The sequence below is a fragment of the Myroides sp. TSA_177.3 genome (assembly GCF_052691955.1).
Genome location: NZ_JBQZGD010000002.1, coordinates 129,752 through 146,166, shown reverse-complemented (window position 1 = coordinate 146,166; position 16,415 = coordinate 129,752). Strand labels below are relative to the sequence as shown.

Here is a 16,415-nt window from a genome sequence, read left to right as displayed (position 1 = left end):
CATTAGGGATAAATATAAAAGTATGCTAAATAGATGGTTACATTTGGTTTGCATTCTTTCTTCCTCTTGTGTCTTGGGACAAGTAGTCAATCAAGGCAGTTTATACATTTTACCTCATACAGAACTGTCCACATATTTCAGCTTTGAAAACCTGCATACGGCTCAGACTTTCAATAATGGTGTCTTTGTTTTGCATCAGGATTTCATTAATCACGGATTGTATGACTATTTGAATGAGGGGAAAGAATTCGGAAAAACAGTTTTTACTTCTACACAAATGCAACAGATAAAAGGAGCGGTTATACCTAAATTTTATGATGTCGTTTTTGATAATACCCACCAAGGAATTGCCTTTGAAGTTTCATCTGGACTGATTGCACAGGGAACAGTTGATTTTAATCAAGGAATTGTACAGCTTACCTCTCTTGATCAATCTTTTGTCTTTGAAGATGGAGCAGAAGCTCAAAAGATGAGCAACCAAAGTTATGTGGAAGGATATGTAGATAAAATCGGAAATACCCCCTTTGTTTTCCCTATTGGAGATAAGGGATTTTATAGAAATAGTACTATTTCAGGGCCCAAAAATAAGGAGGATGTGATTGCAAGTAGATATGTATTAGCTGATGCTGATTTTTTTACCGCTCATCCCCAAAAAGCGGAGGCAATAGAAATACTAAATACACAAGAATATTGGGAGCTCCAAGGAAATAAAGGGACACAAAGTGATATCATTCTCTCCTTGGAGTGGAATGAAGATACAACACCACTAGAGATTCTTCAAACAGCAGAAGCGAATTTAAGTATTCTGCGTTGGGATGTAAAAGAACAAGCTTGGGTAGATGAAGGCGGTGTAGTTGATATGGCAAACAAGCGCGTGACGACACCAACTACTATTCGAGATTTTGGGTTCTTTACTTTAGGGACGGTCAAAAAAGATTGGATGTTAGGAGGAGATGTAGTTATCTATAATCTGGTTACACCCAATGGCGATGGTAAGAACGATTATTTTATCATTGAAAATATTCACCGATATCCCAACAACAAAGTTGAGATTTTCAATCGTTGGGGGACACGTGTTTATGAAGCCAAAGGATATGATCCACAAGGCGACGGTAGTACCCAAGTATTTAGAGGGTATTCTGAAGGAAAAGCTACGCTAGATAGAGGCAGTAAATTACCAAGTGGTACGTACTACTATATCGTTACCTATGAACAGGTAGATGAGAAGGGTAGTCGTCTTATTAAAAAAGCAGCCAATCTGCACTTGGAGAACAATTAAAATTGCACAAATGAAAAGAAAAAAAATGCGAATAGGACCTATACTTCTCGTTTTAGGTCTACTCAACCTATATCAAGCCGCTGCTCAACAGGATCCTCTGTATACCCAATACATGTATAATCCGGCCATCATAAACCCTGCGTATGCTGCTAGTGTGAATCACTTGCAATTCTTTGGTTCTTATCGCACCCAATGGGTAGGACTGGAGGGAGCTCCTAAGACAGCGTACTTATCAGCAACTACCCCATTAAATGATTCCGGTTTAGGGATGGGATTCCATTTCAAAAATGATCATTTAGGAGTGATGGATGAGAATCAATTATCGATTGATTTAGCGTATACCATACAAGTAAATCAGGAATATAAATTGGCTTTTGGATTAAAGGGAAGTGGAGCTCTTTTGGATGTGAATTACGATAAACTAAGTATATATGATGGAACAGACCCTATGACAGCTGCCAATATTGCCAATTCGTTTTCTGGGAATGTAGGAGCAGGGGTGTATTTCTATTCTGATATTGCTTATTTAGGATTATCTGTACCGATGATTGTTTCAAGTAAGAAATACGATGACAATTCATATAGGGTCTACAATGAAAAAGCACACTTTTACTTGATGGGAGGGGCTGTTTTTGATTTGAATTATTACATCCAGTTTAAGCCTGCCGCTTTGGTGAAGGTAAATCCATCTTCACCACTACAAGTCGATCTGACAGCTAACTTTTGGTTCCATGAGAAATTAACACTTGGTGCAGCGTATCGTTGGAATTCTTCTTTCAGTGGTTTGGTTGGATTTCAACTGAATAAAGGCTTATTCATCGGTTATACCTATGATGCCGATACCCGTTCACTATCCAAGTATCACTCAGGTTCTCATGAAATCTTCATGAAGTTCGAATTATTTACTAATAATAGAAGAAAAGTAGCCCCGCGATTTTTCTAAATACAAACAATTATGGTTAGATATTTATATAAAAGTGTTTTGCTTTGTTTGTTCTTTACAAGCCTAAGTGGCTTAGCACAAACGCGAAAGGAAAGAAAAGCAGATCACAATTTTGATACATATGCCTATATAGAAGCCATCAAAGTGTATGAGAATATAGCAGAAAAGGGATTTATAAATACCTCTATTTTAAGTAAACTAGGTGATTCTTATTACTTCAATGGCAAGTTTGTTGAGGCGCATCAATGGTATGCTAAGCTCTTTGAGGAGGATTACCCAGATAAGGATTTAGTTGCCTTAGATAAAGAATATTATTACCGTTATGCTCAAACGCTCAAAGCGGTTGGAGAATACAAGAAGGCAGATGCAATCTTACAAGAATTTGCATCATTCGAAACGGCTGATTCAAGAGCTGTTTTACTGCTAACTCACACGGAGTTAGAACATCAAACTGTATCAGCTTCTCGTTTTACGATGGCCAATCTAACGATCAATAGCTCGTATTCAGATTATGGTGCTGCGCTTTTAGATGATCAATTGGTATTTACTTCTTCTCGTCTAAATGAAGACATACACAGTAAAGTACATGCTTGGACTGACGAACCATATACTCAATTGTATGCTACAACCATAACAGCGGATGGAACTTTTACACCCCCCATAGTATTTGCAAAAGAAATCGCTTCCAAAGAGTTAAATCGAGGAAGTGCGGTATTTACGCAAGAAGGGCAGTTGATGTATTTTACGAGTAACAACGGATCCATGAAAGGAAGCAAACGCGCAAAATATGACAAAGAGGATTCTTCCTTATTAAAAATATACCAAGCAACGAAACAGGTTAATGGGGATTGGGGCAACGTAGAAGAATTGCCTTTTAATATAGAAGGATACAATACCGCTCATCCTGCATTGACACCCGATGGCAAGTGGATGTATTTTGTTTCAGATCGACCAGGGAGTATAGGTGCATCGGATTTATTTCGCGTCGCTATATACGAATCAAATCGGTTTGGCCCTGTTGAGCATTTAGGAGATGCAATTAATACTGCAGGACGTGAAACCTTTCCCTTTATTTCGAAGGAGTATAACTTGTATTTTTCAAGTGATGGGCATCCTGGATTTGGCGGATTGGACGTGTACAAGACAAAAATAAATCGCGACGGACTCTTGGGAGTACCTGTAAATCTAGGACCAGATCTCAATAGCTCGTTTGATGATTTTGGATTTTATATCGACAGCACATCGAAAAAAGGGTTTGTGTCTTCCAATAAAGCAGGAGGGCAAGGAGGAGATGATGTATATCTCATTATAGAGAAACCGTGTATTCAACTTGTGATGGGAATTGTTTCAGACTTGGATACAAAAGAAGGTTTAGAAAAGGCAGAGGTACAGGTGATAGATGCCATGGAAAAACAAGTGGGTCAAATCAAGACAGATGAAGAAGGTTATTACCAGTTGAATCAACTTCATTGCGGGCAACACTATCGTATTCGCATAAGTAGAGCAGGGTATTTTACGAAAGAACTGGCGCTAACAATTGATCGTAATCTACAGCAACGACTAGATATTGCTTTAGAATCCAGTGATATACAAGTGGAGGCAGGAGATGATTTATTCAAAAAACTAAAGTTAGAACCTATTTACTTTGATTTTGCTCAATCCACTATTCGCCCAGATGCTCAAATAGAATTGATGAAAGTTGTAGCAGTCTTACAACAATTTCCCAACCTGAATATTGAGATTCGTTCCCATACAGATAGTCGAGGAGATGATACGTACAATCTGATGTTATCAGAACGTCGCGCTCAAGCAACAAGACAATGGATCATAAAACAAGGAATATCGGCTACTCGATTGAAAGCCAAAGGTTATGGAGAAAGTCAATTGCTAAATGAGTGCAGCAACGGAGTGCCTTGCGACGAAGATCAGCATCAACTCAACAGACGAAGTGAGTTTATCGTTGGGGAATAATTAGGATTGAAGAATAAAATAAATTTAAAAGAAAGAACACAATGAAAACGAAATATTGCACTATACCGTTAGTTGTACTCCTCTTAGGAGTATCAACTGCGTTGTTTGCACAAACGGGGATTAACACCAAGAAACCTTATGGAGTGTTTCATATTGATGGAGCCTCTAGCGTAGAAACAACAAATCCATTACACGACAAACCAACAATTTTACAACAATCTGATGATTTTATAGTATTGGAATCTGGAAGTGTGGGAGTAGGAACGATCGAACCCCATGCATCTGCTATTTTAGAATTAAAATCGGATAAAAAAGGGATTTTAATTCCCAAAGTAACTTTGCAAAATGCTACAGATATTGTGACAGTAAAAGATCCAGAAAAAGGGTTGATGGTATACAATAAAAAAGTAACCACTGGACTACAATATGAAGGTTTCGTGTATTGGGATGGACAACAGTGGAAAACCCTAGCCAATGACGTTTTAGCACAACCTAAAGTGACTACTTTGCATTGTAATGAGGCAGTGCTATCACCTGCTGTATTGAAGTCGGGTGTACCCTATGTAGGTTACTTAACTATCCCTTACTCAGGAGGAAATGGAGCTAAATATGAAGAAGGTAGCCCCTTGAGTTCTTTCGGAAATGGAGGGCTAGTGGCTACTTTAGAATCAGGTCAATTGAATATGGGGAATGGAAAACTAACATATAAAGTAGTCGGAACACCCAACAATGATGGAGGAGAAACAGGTAGAGCAGTTTTTAGTCTGGTTTTTGGTGAACAACATTGTGTGGCATTAGTAGGTGAATCGCCTTCTGGAAATTCGGGTTTTAAAACGGAAAAATTAGTTTATACAGGTTCTCAGCCCAATCTTAATCAAGTACTGACTATTGGTCGATTTCAATTTCGATACAATACGAGTAGCAGTAGTACAAGTGGGTGGGGGCCACAAATTGCCTTAGTTAATTCTGTTTCCATGGGAGAAACGTATCAAATAGGTGTTGATAAACGCCAAGGACAGGGTGGTTCTGGAGTTAGTTTTTATACGAGAGAAGTTACTTTATCTAGTAGAAATGACTTTAAATTCATGGGTACTAGTATGGGAGCTGGAGATGTTACTGGAGTATTTACCTACTATGTTGGTGATGTAGCGCATAAAACACTGTATAAAGTAACCTTTTATCACGCGGGTAATGGAGGAGGCGTATATGCTATTTTAGCCGAACAATATTATTAATTCATTCCCTTTTTTCCTTTTTCAAGAAGCATCAAATCAGTTTGGTTTGATGCTTCTGCTAATGGTACGAAAAGCCAAAAGATAAATGTTTTTTTTTACGAAATGACCTTCTATTTTTATCTTTTTTTAGGCTGAAAAACACAGACTTAATCAACTTTGCATACTAAATAGTAGAAAAGAAGTTATGAGAAAAATACAATACATAGTTCAATTTTTAGCGTATCTATTTCTCATTAGTAGCTATGCTCAAATCGGGATTAACACCCCTATGCCAGATTTATCTGCTGCGTTGGACATTACGGCTACTGATAAAGGTTTTTTACCACCGAGAATTGCCTTAAAAGGAATAAAAGATACTATAACCATTGCAAAACCTGCATCGGGCTTGTTCATTTACAATATAGCAACAACAACGAATGGGCAAGAAGCTGTCACCCCAGGATATTACTATTTTTCAGGTGCGACATGGGTTAGAATTGGAGATACGGGAAATACGTGGAGTACACAAGGTAATTGGGGTATTAATGCTAGTAATCAATTTATAGGTACGCTAGATGATGCGGATCTTGTTTTTAAGCGAAATAAAGTCAACATGGGGTTTCTGGCATCTGAAAATATGGCCTTGGGGCGTGAGGCGCTTACGGCTTTAACAACAGGGAGATATAATGTTGGCCTTGGATTTTCTACCCTGACTAAAAATACAACCGGTTCATTCAATACCGCGGTTGGAAATGGAACTTTAAGCCAAAACCTAACGTCTTATAATACGGCTATTGGTAATAATGCATTATCGAATCTTTCTTCAGGTGATGCGAATACAGCTGTAGGAAATGGTGCGGCTCAAAATTCGAGAAATGGCCGAATGAATACTACCATGGGGCATAATGCCTATTATAATGGATTCGCAGGCGGACACAATACCATGTTGGGCAGTTATGCCGGATTTAATAATTATTATGGCAACTACAATACTGTAGTAGGAGCAGAAGCGATGTACAACAATCAACACGGAAACTACAATGTCGTTTTAGGAAAAGGAGCTTTGTATCAACTAAAGCCATCAGCAGCCAATCAAGGAGATGCTAATGTGGCGGTAGGAAACGATGCTGGACTTAATTTAACTACGGGAAATCAAAATATTTTTCTCGGTGCTCAAACGGTAGCTAGTGACCCAACAGGAGATAATCAACTGAACATCGGAAATAGTATTTATGGAGTAGATATCAATAGAGGCAATACGGCAAGGATTGGGGTCAATACAGCTCAACCAGATGTGTCTGCTGTTTTAGATTTGAAAAGTACAAATCGCGGGTTTTTACCTCCTCGAATTGCACTAAAAGGAACGGATGATCAAGTGACGATAAAAACACCTGCTCAAGGATTATTGATTTACAATACCGCACAAGTAGAGAAAGGGGCACTTTCTGTTTCGGCAGGATACTATTATTTCGATGGACTTCATTGGGTTCCTTTTCGTTCAGAACAACAAGGATGGGGAACGAGAGGAAATTCGGATACTGATGCAGAACAGGATTTCATGGGTACAGTGGACAATCAGGATGTCGTATTTAAAAGAGGCAATATAAGAGCAGGATTATTGAGTTCAACTAGTACCTATAACACCTCTTTTGGAGTCAATACGTATAAGGGAACACCTAAGGGAAGTTATATAGGGCGATGGAATACCGCTATTGGGTATGGTGCTTTATCTGGAAACAATGATGCTGGGCTAGTGACGGGGCATGATAATACTGCCGTTGGAGCAAATAGTTTAAGTATAAACAACAAAGGGCAAAACAATACCGCTGTTGGTTCAGAAGTGTTGAGATCCAATATGACGGGTAATGACAATGCAGCTCTTGGTTTTCAGGCGATGATTTCCAACCGCATTGGAGGAGAGAATGTGGCAGTAGGTCGAAGTGCTTTAAGTGGAAATAGCGAAGGGAGCCAAAATACAGCGGTGGGGTTTCACGCATTGAATCAAAATATTTCTGGGAAGTTTAATACCGCAGTTGGGTATTTGTCAGGTGTAGAAAATGGCTTTGGAATTATACACAATACTACAGCAATCGGAAGTCAGGCTAAAGTATACCGTTCCAATGTTATTCGCTTGGGAAATAACGAAATTACCACTATTTACGGTCAAGTTCCTTTTGCGAGTATTGCTGATGCTCGATCCATGCGCGAAAGTAAACCCTTAGATTTAGGGTTGAATTTCATCGAACAATTAAAACCTGTAGAATATACCCGATCCACCCTTACAACGGGGAAAAAAGAATGGGGAGTCATCGCACAAGAGGTACAAGGAACTTTAGACACAATAGGGTATACTAATGCTGCACTCATCGAATCTGAAGGAAGCTCCGAGCAACTCTTACTCCTGCGATACAGTGAGTTAATAGCCCCCATGATTAAAGCCATTCAAGAGCTCTCGGAAGAAAATAAAGAATTAACGAGACGATTGGAAGCTTTAGAAACACAACCCTGATTCTTTAGTCTTACATGGAGTGATTTTGTTGTAAGGAGTGAGACTATTCTTAAAAAAAAGAGGAGGAGAATGTAAATTTGCATTGTTTACAGTAGGCATAAAAATAGCGCTAAAGTATTTTAACTTTAGCGCTATTTTTACTTCTAAAAGATAGGGATCATCTTTTATTCTTCCGCATGTAAACCTATTTTATTCCCTTCACTATCTAAAATCATCGCGATATAGCCTACAGGACCAAATAGCTGTTTGGGCTCTATAATTTGACCTCCAGCAGCTTCTACCTTATCGAGTACAAGTTGAATACTTGGGCTCGCATTGAGGTAGACAATTGTTCCGTGTTGTGAAGGTAGTGTAGTGGATTTTGCTAATACACCCGTTACTCTTCCAGACGTAGCTTGGACAACGGTTGGATTAAAAGGAAAGAAAACACCTTCATTAGCTCCATCCCCTTGTTTGATCATGTCTATAGCTAAAATGGTTTCATAGAATTGTTGTGCTCGATCAAGATCTGTAACTGGAATTTCAAACCAAGTCAGTACATTGGTTTGTGAGTCAATTTTTTTTAGTTTCTGCATGTTGAATCATTTTTCAACAAAATAATACCATAGAAAGTAGATATACCTGTGACTAATGTCACATAATTCTGCGTTTTCTTATACGACTTAATGTTTCTCTTTTTACACCTAAAAAAGAAGCAAGTTGAGAAAGAGGGACTCGTTTTAAAAGCTCGGGTTTGGTCCTTTCTAAGTAAGCTAATCGCTCTTCAGGGGAATACAATTGGAAAACAGTAGATAATTCTTCTTGCTTGATGGCATACAAACGAATACAACATCTTCCTAGTGCTTCAATGGCTAAGGAATGTTTGGCAATGTCAAACAATTTTTCTTTATCAAAAATGATTGCGGTTAAGGGCTCAGTAGCAATAATATTAAAATTTGATTTTTGACCTGAGCCGAAACTACTGAGGTTGGTTGCTATTTCATCTTCAAAGTAAAAGAAGGTGTTTTTAATTTCCCCATCAATTTCATAATAGCTTTTGCATGAACCACTTTCAATATAAAATAAAGAATTACATACTTCTTCTTCTTTTAATAAGAATTCATTTTTCTTAAATACCTTTTTACTTAATGCAGGTTGAAGTAATTCCCAGTCTTCAGTAGTAAAGGGAGTTAGTGAACGAATGAAAGTTAAAACCTTAAGCATGGGGTTGTTTTTATTAGATAGAAACAAATGTCTTTTATTTATTTTAGTAATCAAGCGTTTGCTTTCTCTTTTTTAAAATAAGTTCAATTTCCTGATGTATAGAGGTGATTCAAATCGTTATTCAACGATTCATTATAGTATTGTTTTATACCTTTTATTCGTGGATATATAGGAAAAATAATAAAAGACCTAATTATCTTTGTTAATGAGAACAAGTAAGTAAATAAATTATTTATTTACTTGTTTGAATCCTTTTTTGAAAGAATAAAGACACATTCAGTATTAGATAAATAGTGGGGACTACTACTAGTGAAATTTCGTTTTCAGTATTAGCAAAAAATCTTAAAAACACGCTGGCTCTATAGCAACAAAAAAGAAAACAACAAACAATTATTTTTATTCCTGCTGTTAGATGTACAATCAAACAGCAAACAAGTAGCTCAAAAGGCGCTCTTTTTTTAAAGAGTGCTTTTTGCATTCCTAAGGGATGTTATGGATAGGTATAGGAAGGAAAACGCTGGGTGTAGATTGTGGAAAAAAGAAGGGTGATTTTTTGTGTTCACAGAAAAATCACCCAGTCTGTTTAGTATTCTAGTAAAAGCGAGAACAATTATTCTGCCTTTAGTGTTGCAAGTACTTCACCCTTTGCATTTTTAAGTAGTAAAGTAGTTGCTTTAATTTCAAAAGAGGTACTATTAGTTAGTACTTCAATAAACTTTTGTTCGATTTCAAGGTTTGGACATGCCATTTGTGTAGAAGCTATTTGGCTAATAGTAAGTGTATTATCCTTACTCTCATAGCTCGCTCCAAAACCATTACATCCCAAATTTCCATTTACACTGTGATCTGGATTAAACGTCAATTGAGGCTCCTTAGGAAAATCTTTATCTAATGTGATAGCCTGGTTGTTTACTTCCGTTAATTTCCACACCGTTCCTACAAGTGCAGCATGGGTAGCAGCAACTTGTTCTGTTGCAGTTTGATCTTGTGGTGTAGCTGTTTCTTTTTTACTGTTACAAGACACAGTAGCGATTGCTAAAGCAACAATTAAAGTGATTTTTTTCATATTTTTTTTACTAATGTACATATAATTGAGATTATTTAAGAATTATATGTGTTATTTTGACTGCAAAATTCATAAAAAAACACCTAGCCAAACAATGTATATATGCGAATTTTTATTACATATTATAAATGAGGGTAGGGAGGGTTTTTCTGTCTATATTTAAAATTTTGTTATACTATTCTTTTTATTATGCTAATTGTTTTGTATTATTACTATTGTTTGTGTGTGATTGTTGTAGTTTTGTAATTTATAATCCGAATGGATGAATAGCGCTTCATCAGCTGCTTGTTTTAATAGATTAGGTAAGAGACAATTAGAGGTTTTGAATATGGATAAATTAATAGTAGAAGAATTTCACCATAGTGCGAATACTAGTTTATATATTAATTGTAGGAATCTTCATGAATTAATAGAAGAGCGAACAGATACTATTTTTAGCCCACATAAATTAAACTTCTTTTGTATTCAATTGTATGTACAAGGAGCGGGAACCTATACGGTCGATTTTAATCCCATAGCAATTCATGCAAAACATGCGTTAGTAATTGCTAAAAATCAAATGGGGCAATTTATCAAACCCGTAGACTATGAGGCTAAAGTGCTCATATTTACGGAAGATTTTTTCTGTATTGATGAACTTCATTTTCAATTTTTTTATAGCACAAATCTTTTTACGTTAGCGGAGCGCTTGGCACTTTTGGATGTGAGCGAACATTTCGATGAATTAGTGATACTGTTTGATTTGATTCGAAGTGAGTTAGATAAAAAGAATTATTTAAAAAAGCGACAAGTTCTCAATAATTACCTCTTTAATATTCTGTTACTTCTGGAAGAATGCATCGACCAGACGGAGTTAGAAAAACTGACAATCTGCAATGAAAGATACATTGTATCCACATTTAAAGCCTTAGTGAATAAAAAATTGGACAAGAGCATGAGTGTAAAAGACTATGCTGCTGAGCTCAATTTAAATGTTAGAACCATCCAATATGCTTTTAAACACGTAGAAAACAGAACGCCTTATGATTGGATTTGCGAGCGAATTGTGATGGAAATCAAGCGCTGCCTACTCTATAAGAACATAACAGTTAATGAGATCTCCATTTTTTTAGGATTTAAAGAACCCAATCACTTAACGGTATTTTTTAAAAAACAAACGGGAATAACGCCCATCAAGTTTAAGCATAATTTCAAAAATTAGTTTCGATATGCTGTAAAGCTAAGGGACATTTTCGCAGGAATACGCACAGGCAATTCTTCCAAATTTCGTTTTTAAAAATTTAAAAAATGACGCCTTATTTTTAAACGTACACTTCTTCTTTCCGTACTACAAGAGATGAAAAAGGCGCCATTCACCTTGTATATTCTTTTTTTAATACTGGGTTCATCCTATGTTCATTCTACGTTCATCTACCTTTTCATTATCCAAATAATCGTAATGATTCCCTAACAATTCAATAACCTTAAATTCTAGGTGTAAAATCAATTATTTCACTCCTTTACTAAACCAAACGTCTGATTAGTTTTGAGTGAACAAGAATTAAATAAGCGCCGATGTATTCAGTATCTCACTAGAGAACATACTGAAGAAGAACGAATTACTTTCGAAATAGATTTGCTTTTTGATGAAGAGCTAAAAAGCACCTATGAAACGTACTGTTTGTTGTGGAAAGCTTATCCTACCAATAATGAAATCTGGCAAGAAGCCAAGCAGCAATCAAAAAGAAAAAAACAGGTGAACACTTGGTATATCCGAGTGGCCTGTACGATTTTGGTGCTGATCGGCAGTTTTATGATGACGTATTTGCTGGTTCAACCTACTGTGAATCCAGCGCATTCCGAATACCGTATCTACACTAATTTACCAGGGGTGCGTAAACAAGTAACCTTAGAAGATGGGAGCGTTGTTGTGCTTAATGGACAAGCGCGTTTGCAATACACACAAAATGATTCTATGCGTTTAGCTTGGCTAGAAGGGGAAGCCTTTTTTGATGTAGTCAAAAATGTAAACAAGAAATTCCTCGTCAAACACGAAGATTTAGAAATTGAAGTAGTGGGGACTCAATTTAGCGTCAATACCCTCGGACAAGAAAAACGAGTAGCCTTGCTTTCAGGAAAAGTATTGGCCAAATTAGGCAACGGCGAACAACTATACCTCAAACCCAATGAGCAATTAGTATGGAATACAAACTTAGGGGAAGTTAAGCGATTCAAAACCAACGCAGAACAACAAATGAGTTGGCGCAATGAAAAGCTCATCTTTGACAATACTCCTTTAGCACAAGCTTTAACTCAAATCAATCAATTTTACGGGGTCACTTTTGTGATTCAAGATCCTGTTTTTGCACAAAAGCGAATCACAGGCGTATTTGATCAAGTAACCCTAGATGAATTCATACAAGCACTCGCTTTTGTGGCCAACTGCACCATCACCTTAAATAATACCAACTATTTAATCGAACCTTATGCCCAATATCCTCTATCAAAAAAGCAGCCCTAAGCCAGAAGATGATCTGGTGTTGTTTCAAGAAATAGCCCAGGGAAATAGACTCGCTTTTGAACGGTTTTATGTCAAGTATTACCAGTATTTATGCCGTTTTGCCTTGAGTTATGAAAAAGACCTGTACCTCGTTGAAGAAAAAGTATCGGATGTTTTTTACTATATCTGGCAGAAGAAAGAAGAGTTAAGTAAGATTGAAAATCCCAAGGTTTATGTTTTTACGATGACCAAGAATATGTTGTTTCAACAGAAGAAAATCACCAGAAAAACAATGCTAGACTTGGAATTTGAAACCGTAGAACACAAGCATTATGTCTCCACCATTGAAGACGATATCATACAGTCTGAACAAGAGGCCGACTTGCGACAAGCACTCTTGCATATTATAGATAAGATTCCGCCGAAATCAAGACGCATCTTTGAGATGAGTCGAATTGACGGACTGAAATACCAACAGATTGCAGACATTTTAGATCTATCTGTTAAGACAATTGAAAGCCATATGCACATTGCTCTGAAGACGATCGCCCTAGCATTAACCCAAACAAATAAAACTAAATAACCTACACCATGATGAAAAAAAGCGTCTTGCTAGCCACCTTAACTTTAGCTAGTATAGCAACACAAGCCTCCTCTTTATCTGCCGTCCCAAACGAGCAATTACAGGGGCAAGTAAAGAAAACGTCTAAATTAAAATTAACCCAAAATCAAGCAACACTCAAACAAGTATTTGAGCAGGTAGAAGCGCAAACCCAGCAACACTTTGTTTATATTGCTGCCGATATTCCGGTCAGTAAAAGCTATGAATTTACAACAGAATACGATTCGTTAGAAACGTTACTTCACCATATTGCTGCTAAGGCCAATGTATCCTTTCAGGCCCAAGGTAATCAAATTCTTGTGAAACCCAATACACAAGTACAAGAGCGCATTCTTGAATTCAAAGGAAAAGTAGTCGATCAAGATGGACTGCCTATTATTGGCGCCAATGTACGCGATAAAGACAATGAATTCATTGCAGTAACCGATCTAGATGGACAGTTTACGCTGACAGTAACCAAAGCGCCCATTACGCTTTCTTTCTCCTTTATGGGTTATAAAACCAAAGATTTGAGCTTTTCGAAAAACAACCTGAATATTTTAGTGAAGTTGGAAGAAGACAATCAAATGTTAAGTGAAATTGTTGTGACGGGACAAGGAGCCGATGTACAGAAAAAGCGTTTAGCCAATAATGTAACCGTAATCAAAGCGAGTGAGTTAGAAAAAATCCCAGCACAACGAGTAGATCAATTATTAGCAACGAAACTTCCCAATGCACAAATCAACCTAACAGGAGGGCAAGCGGGATCTACTTCATTGATTCGCTCTCGTGGTGTGAACTCGGCTTTTTTAAGTAGTACGCCCATTATTTATGTGGATGGAGTACGCTTGGATAACAACAATACTCGTGCTTCTCTTGGTGGAAGTGCACAAGGAGCTTCGATGAGTTCGATTGCAGATATTCCCATGGATAACATCGAAAAGATTGAGTTTATCAATGGAGGAGCAGCCACAACATTATACGGATCTGATGCAGCCAATGGGGTAATCCAAATCTTTACCAAAAAGAGAGGAATGCCAGGAACTTATGTCAATGTATTTACAGAAATGGGAGTGGAAACACCAACGACAGATTTCTTGTATTTTGATCGCACAAAAGACTTGTTGTTTGAAAATGGATTTTATCAAAAATATCGCTTAAACCTCAATGGAGAATCAGATAGTGGTTTTGGTTATAATTTCTCAACAAGCTACCAAAACTCATCAGGGGTACAAATACACAAGCAAAATGAAAATCAAAAATTTGATTTAAGCTCAGGATTTCATGCTAAGCTTTCAGAAGATGTAACCTATGAAAGTTCATTCATGTATGTTCACAATGCCTATAAACGAAACCGAAACGGAAACCAAGGGGGATATACGGGATTGTGGTTTGCGGAAGATGGAGCTTCTAAAATTACAGGACCGGGTTTTAAAAATCGCCTAAACGAACTGACGGATGAGGAATTTGCCGTGATGAAAGAGTTTGTGAATAATGCAGAGCGATTACAAGACAACAACATTACAGTGAATCGATTTACAACTTCGCAACAATTCAAGTACAATCCTTTGGAGAACCTATCCTTTAAATTAGTAGGAGGATTAGATTATCGTATTCAAGATCAAGAGAATATAGAAACCAATGAGTACTTGACAGCCACGAAAGGGCAATTGATTAAAGATCAGGGAAGTATTCAGAAAATACAGCGTAAATATTTAGGATTGACCGTAGAGTTCAACGGACAGCACAATATTAATGTTGGAGATTTCTCTTTCATTACAACCGTAGGAGGACAATTGTTTAGAAATTCGGATAATCAGACGTTGATTGAAGGGCGCAATATCCGAGATGGAGCCTATTCAATCTCAGAAGCTGCTATTCGCACCAGTGATGAATACATCAGTGAAGTATTGAACTATGGATTTTATCTTTCGGAAAACGTAGGATATAAAGATAAGTTGTTTTTGGATGTGGGGGTACGTGGGGACCGTAACCCTTCATTCGGAAAGAATATTGGGGTACAATACTATCCTAAAGTAGGGGTATCGTACATGATGTCGCAAGAAAGTTGGTTTGCCAATCCACTGGTGAATACCTTGCGATTGAGAGGGAGTTATGGGGTAGCAGGTAATTTACCTCCTGCTTACGCCAATGAAAAAACAGTTGCTTTTGATGGATACCTTGGTGAACAAGCAACGCGTTTTAGCCAACCAGGTAATGATGACTTACGCCCAGAGAAAACACATACATGGGAAACGGGAATTGACGCTTCATTTTGGAACAACCGCTTGACCTTATCTGTGGGGTACTATTACTCTAAAACCAAAGATGCCTTGTTTTATGTACCACCAGCCCCTTCTAGTGGATATACGAAAAGCCAATTGTACAACATAGGAGAAATTGAGAACAAAGGTTTTGAGATGAACTTTGCGTTGGAAGTTGTGCAATCACAAGACTGGAATGTTTCGCTTACAGGATCTGTCAATACCTTAAAAAACAAAGTATTAAGTACAGGTGGAGCACCTGCTTTTAATATCAATGGATTCAGTTCTAGAACATTACAAACAGTAGTGGAAGAAGGAAGACCCGTTGGATTTATCCGTGGAAACTATGGAGTAATAGGAGAGGACGGAACGTTAAAAGAAACTATTCCACAAGCGTATTTAGGAAGTACAATTCCAGAAGTATTTGGTAATATCGGTTTGAATTTACGCTATAAAAACTGGAGTTTATTTGCAAATGCCAATTACCAAACTGGAGGATATGCTGCCAATTGGGATGCCCAGTTTAGATACAATTACGGAGCATCGGATGATTTTGTACCAAAAGAAGAAATCGATAAAAACGGAAGAACCAATTGGTTGAACTTAACCAATCGCTTTGTAGAAAAAACAGATTACCTCAAAATTAGAACCATCGGATTATCCTACTATTTAAGACCAGCAAATCCGAGTTTATATCAATCCATCACCTTTGGATTTACTGTTGCGAATCCATTCAATTTTACTGCTTCATCTTTTGATCCTGAAGCGACCATCAGTGGCGCTGCTCAAGGACAAGGCGGGGCATCAACAGGAGGAATTGCCTATGCAACGTACTCTGCACCAAGACAGTTTTTAGGATCTATTAAAATTAATTTCTAAGTCGACC

Annotated in this window: 12 protein-coding genes; 9 read left to right on the top strand and 3 right to left on the bottom strand. The window is 37.4% G+C overall.

Annotated elements, in window-relative coordinates:
* Window positions 1-22 precede the first annotated feature (22 nt).
* The 5 genes from ACUTSE_RS02720 (at window position 23) to ACUTSE_RS02700 (ending at window position 7,916) form a co-directional block, all read left to right on the top strand.
* Window positions 23-1,279, top strand: coding sequence for a gliding motility-associated C-terminal domain-containing protein (locus ACUTSE_RS02720; protein WP_445639132.1), 1,257 nt, complete (start codon window positions 23-25; stop codon window positions 1,277-1,279).
* Window positions 1,280-1,289: 10 nt separating this feature from the next.
* Window positions 1,290-2,222 (top strand): PorP/SprF family type IX secretion system membrane protein, encoded by a 933-nt coding sequence (locus tag ACUTSE_RS02715; protein ID WP_002985382.1) that lies wholly within the window; start codon window positions 1,290-1,292, stop codon window positions 2,220-2,222.
* A gap of 12 nt (window positions 2,223-2,234) precedes the next feature.
* The gene (locus ACUTSE_RS02710; protein WP_445639131.1) at window positions 2,235-4,193 is read left to right on the top strand and encodes an OmpA family protein; all 1,959 of its coding nucleotides are present in this window, start codon (window positions 2,235-2,237) and stop codon (window positions 4,191-4,193) included.
* A gap of 41 nt (window positions 4,194-4,234) precedes the next feature.
* Window positions 4,235-5,428, top strand: coding sequence for a hypothetical protein (locus ACUTSE_RS02705; RefSeq protein ID WP_445639130.1), 1,194 nt, complete (start codon window positions 4,235-4,237; stop codon window positions 5,426-5,428).
* Between the two features lie 184 nt (window positions 5,429-5,612).
* A complete protein-coding gene (locus ACUTSE_RS02700) occupies window positions 5,613-7,916 on the top strand; it encodes a tail fiber domain-containing protein (protein ID WP_445639129.1) in 2,304 nt (767 codons plus the stop codon).
* A gap of 164 nt (window positions 7,917-8,080) precedes the next feature.
* Here ACUTSE_RS02700 and ACUTSE_RS02695 read toward each other — a convergent pair whose 3' ends face one another.
* From ACUTSE_RS02695 to ACUTSE_RS02685, 3 genes are all read right to left on the bottom strand, one after another.
* Entirely contained in the window at window positions 8,081-8,491 is a 411-nt protein-coding gene (locus tag ACUTSE_RS02695; protein WP_060874189.1) for a VOC family protein, read from the bottom strand.
* Between the two features lie 58 nt (window positions 8,492-8,549).
* Entirely contained in the window at window positions 8,550-9,119 is a 570-nt protein-coding gene (locus tag ACUTSE_RS02690; RefSeq protein WP_445639128.1) for a Crp/Fnr family transcriptional regulator, read from the bottom strand.
* A 610-nt stretch (window positions 9,120-9,729) separates the two neighbouring features.
* Window positions 9,730-10,185: an META domain-containing protein gene (locus ACUTSE_RS02685; protein ID WP_445639127.1), complete on the bottom strand. Its 456-nt coding sequence runs from the start codon at window positions 10,183-10,185 to the stop codon at window positions 9,730-9,732.
* 262 nt (window positions 10,186-10,447) lie between these two features.
* Here ACUTSE_RS02685 and ACUTSE_RS02680 point away from each other — a divergent pair, with 262 nt between their 5' ends.
* The 4 genes from ACUTSE_RS02680 to ACUTSE_RS02665 all read left to right on the top strand — a co-directional run bounded on the left by ACUTSE_RS02680 (window position 10,448) and on the right by ACUTSE_RS02665 (window position 16,408).
* Window positions 10,448-11,386, top strand: coding sequence for a helix-turn-helix domain-containing protein (locus ACUTSE_RS02680; protein WP_445639126.1), 939 nt, complete (start codon window positions 10,448-10,450; stop codon window positions 11,384-11,386).
* Between the two features lie 324 nt (window positions 11,387-11,710).
* Complete coding sequence (locus ACUTSE_RS02675) at window positions 11,711-12,685, top strand: FecR family protein (RefSeq protein WP_445639125.1); 975 nt, start codon at window positions 11,711-11,713, stop codon at window positions 12,683-12,685.
* On the top strand, window positions 12,651-13,247 hold the full coding sequence (locus ACUTSE_RS02670; protein ID WP_002985370.1) for a sigma-70 family RNA polymerase sigma factor: 597 nt from the start codon (window positions 12,651-12,653) through the stop codon (window positions 13,245-13,247). Before ACUTSE_RS02675 ends, ACUTSE_RS02670 begins: the two co-directional genes overlap by 35 nt.
* Before the next feature lie 8 nt (window positions 13,248-13,255).
* Window positions 13,256-16,408: a TonB-dependent receptor domain-containing protein gene (locus ACUTSE_RS02665; protein ID WP_002985369.1), complete on the top strand. Its 3,153-nt coding sequence runs from the start codon at window positions 13,256-13,258 to the stop codon at window positions 16,406-16,408.
* Window positions 16,409-16,415: the final 7 nt, after the last annotated feature.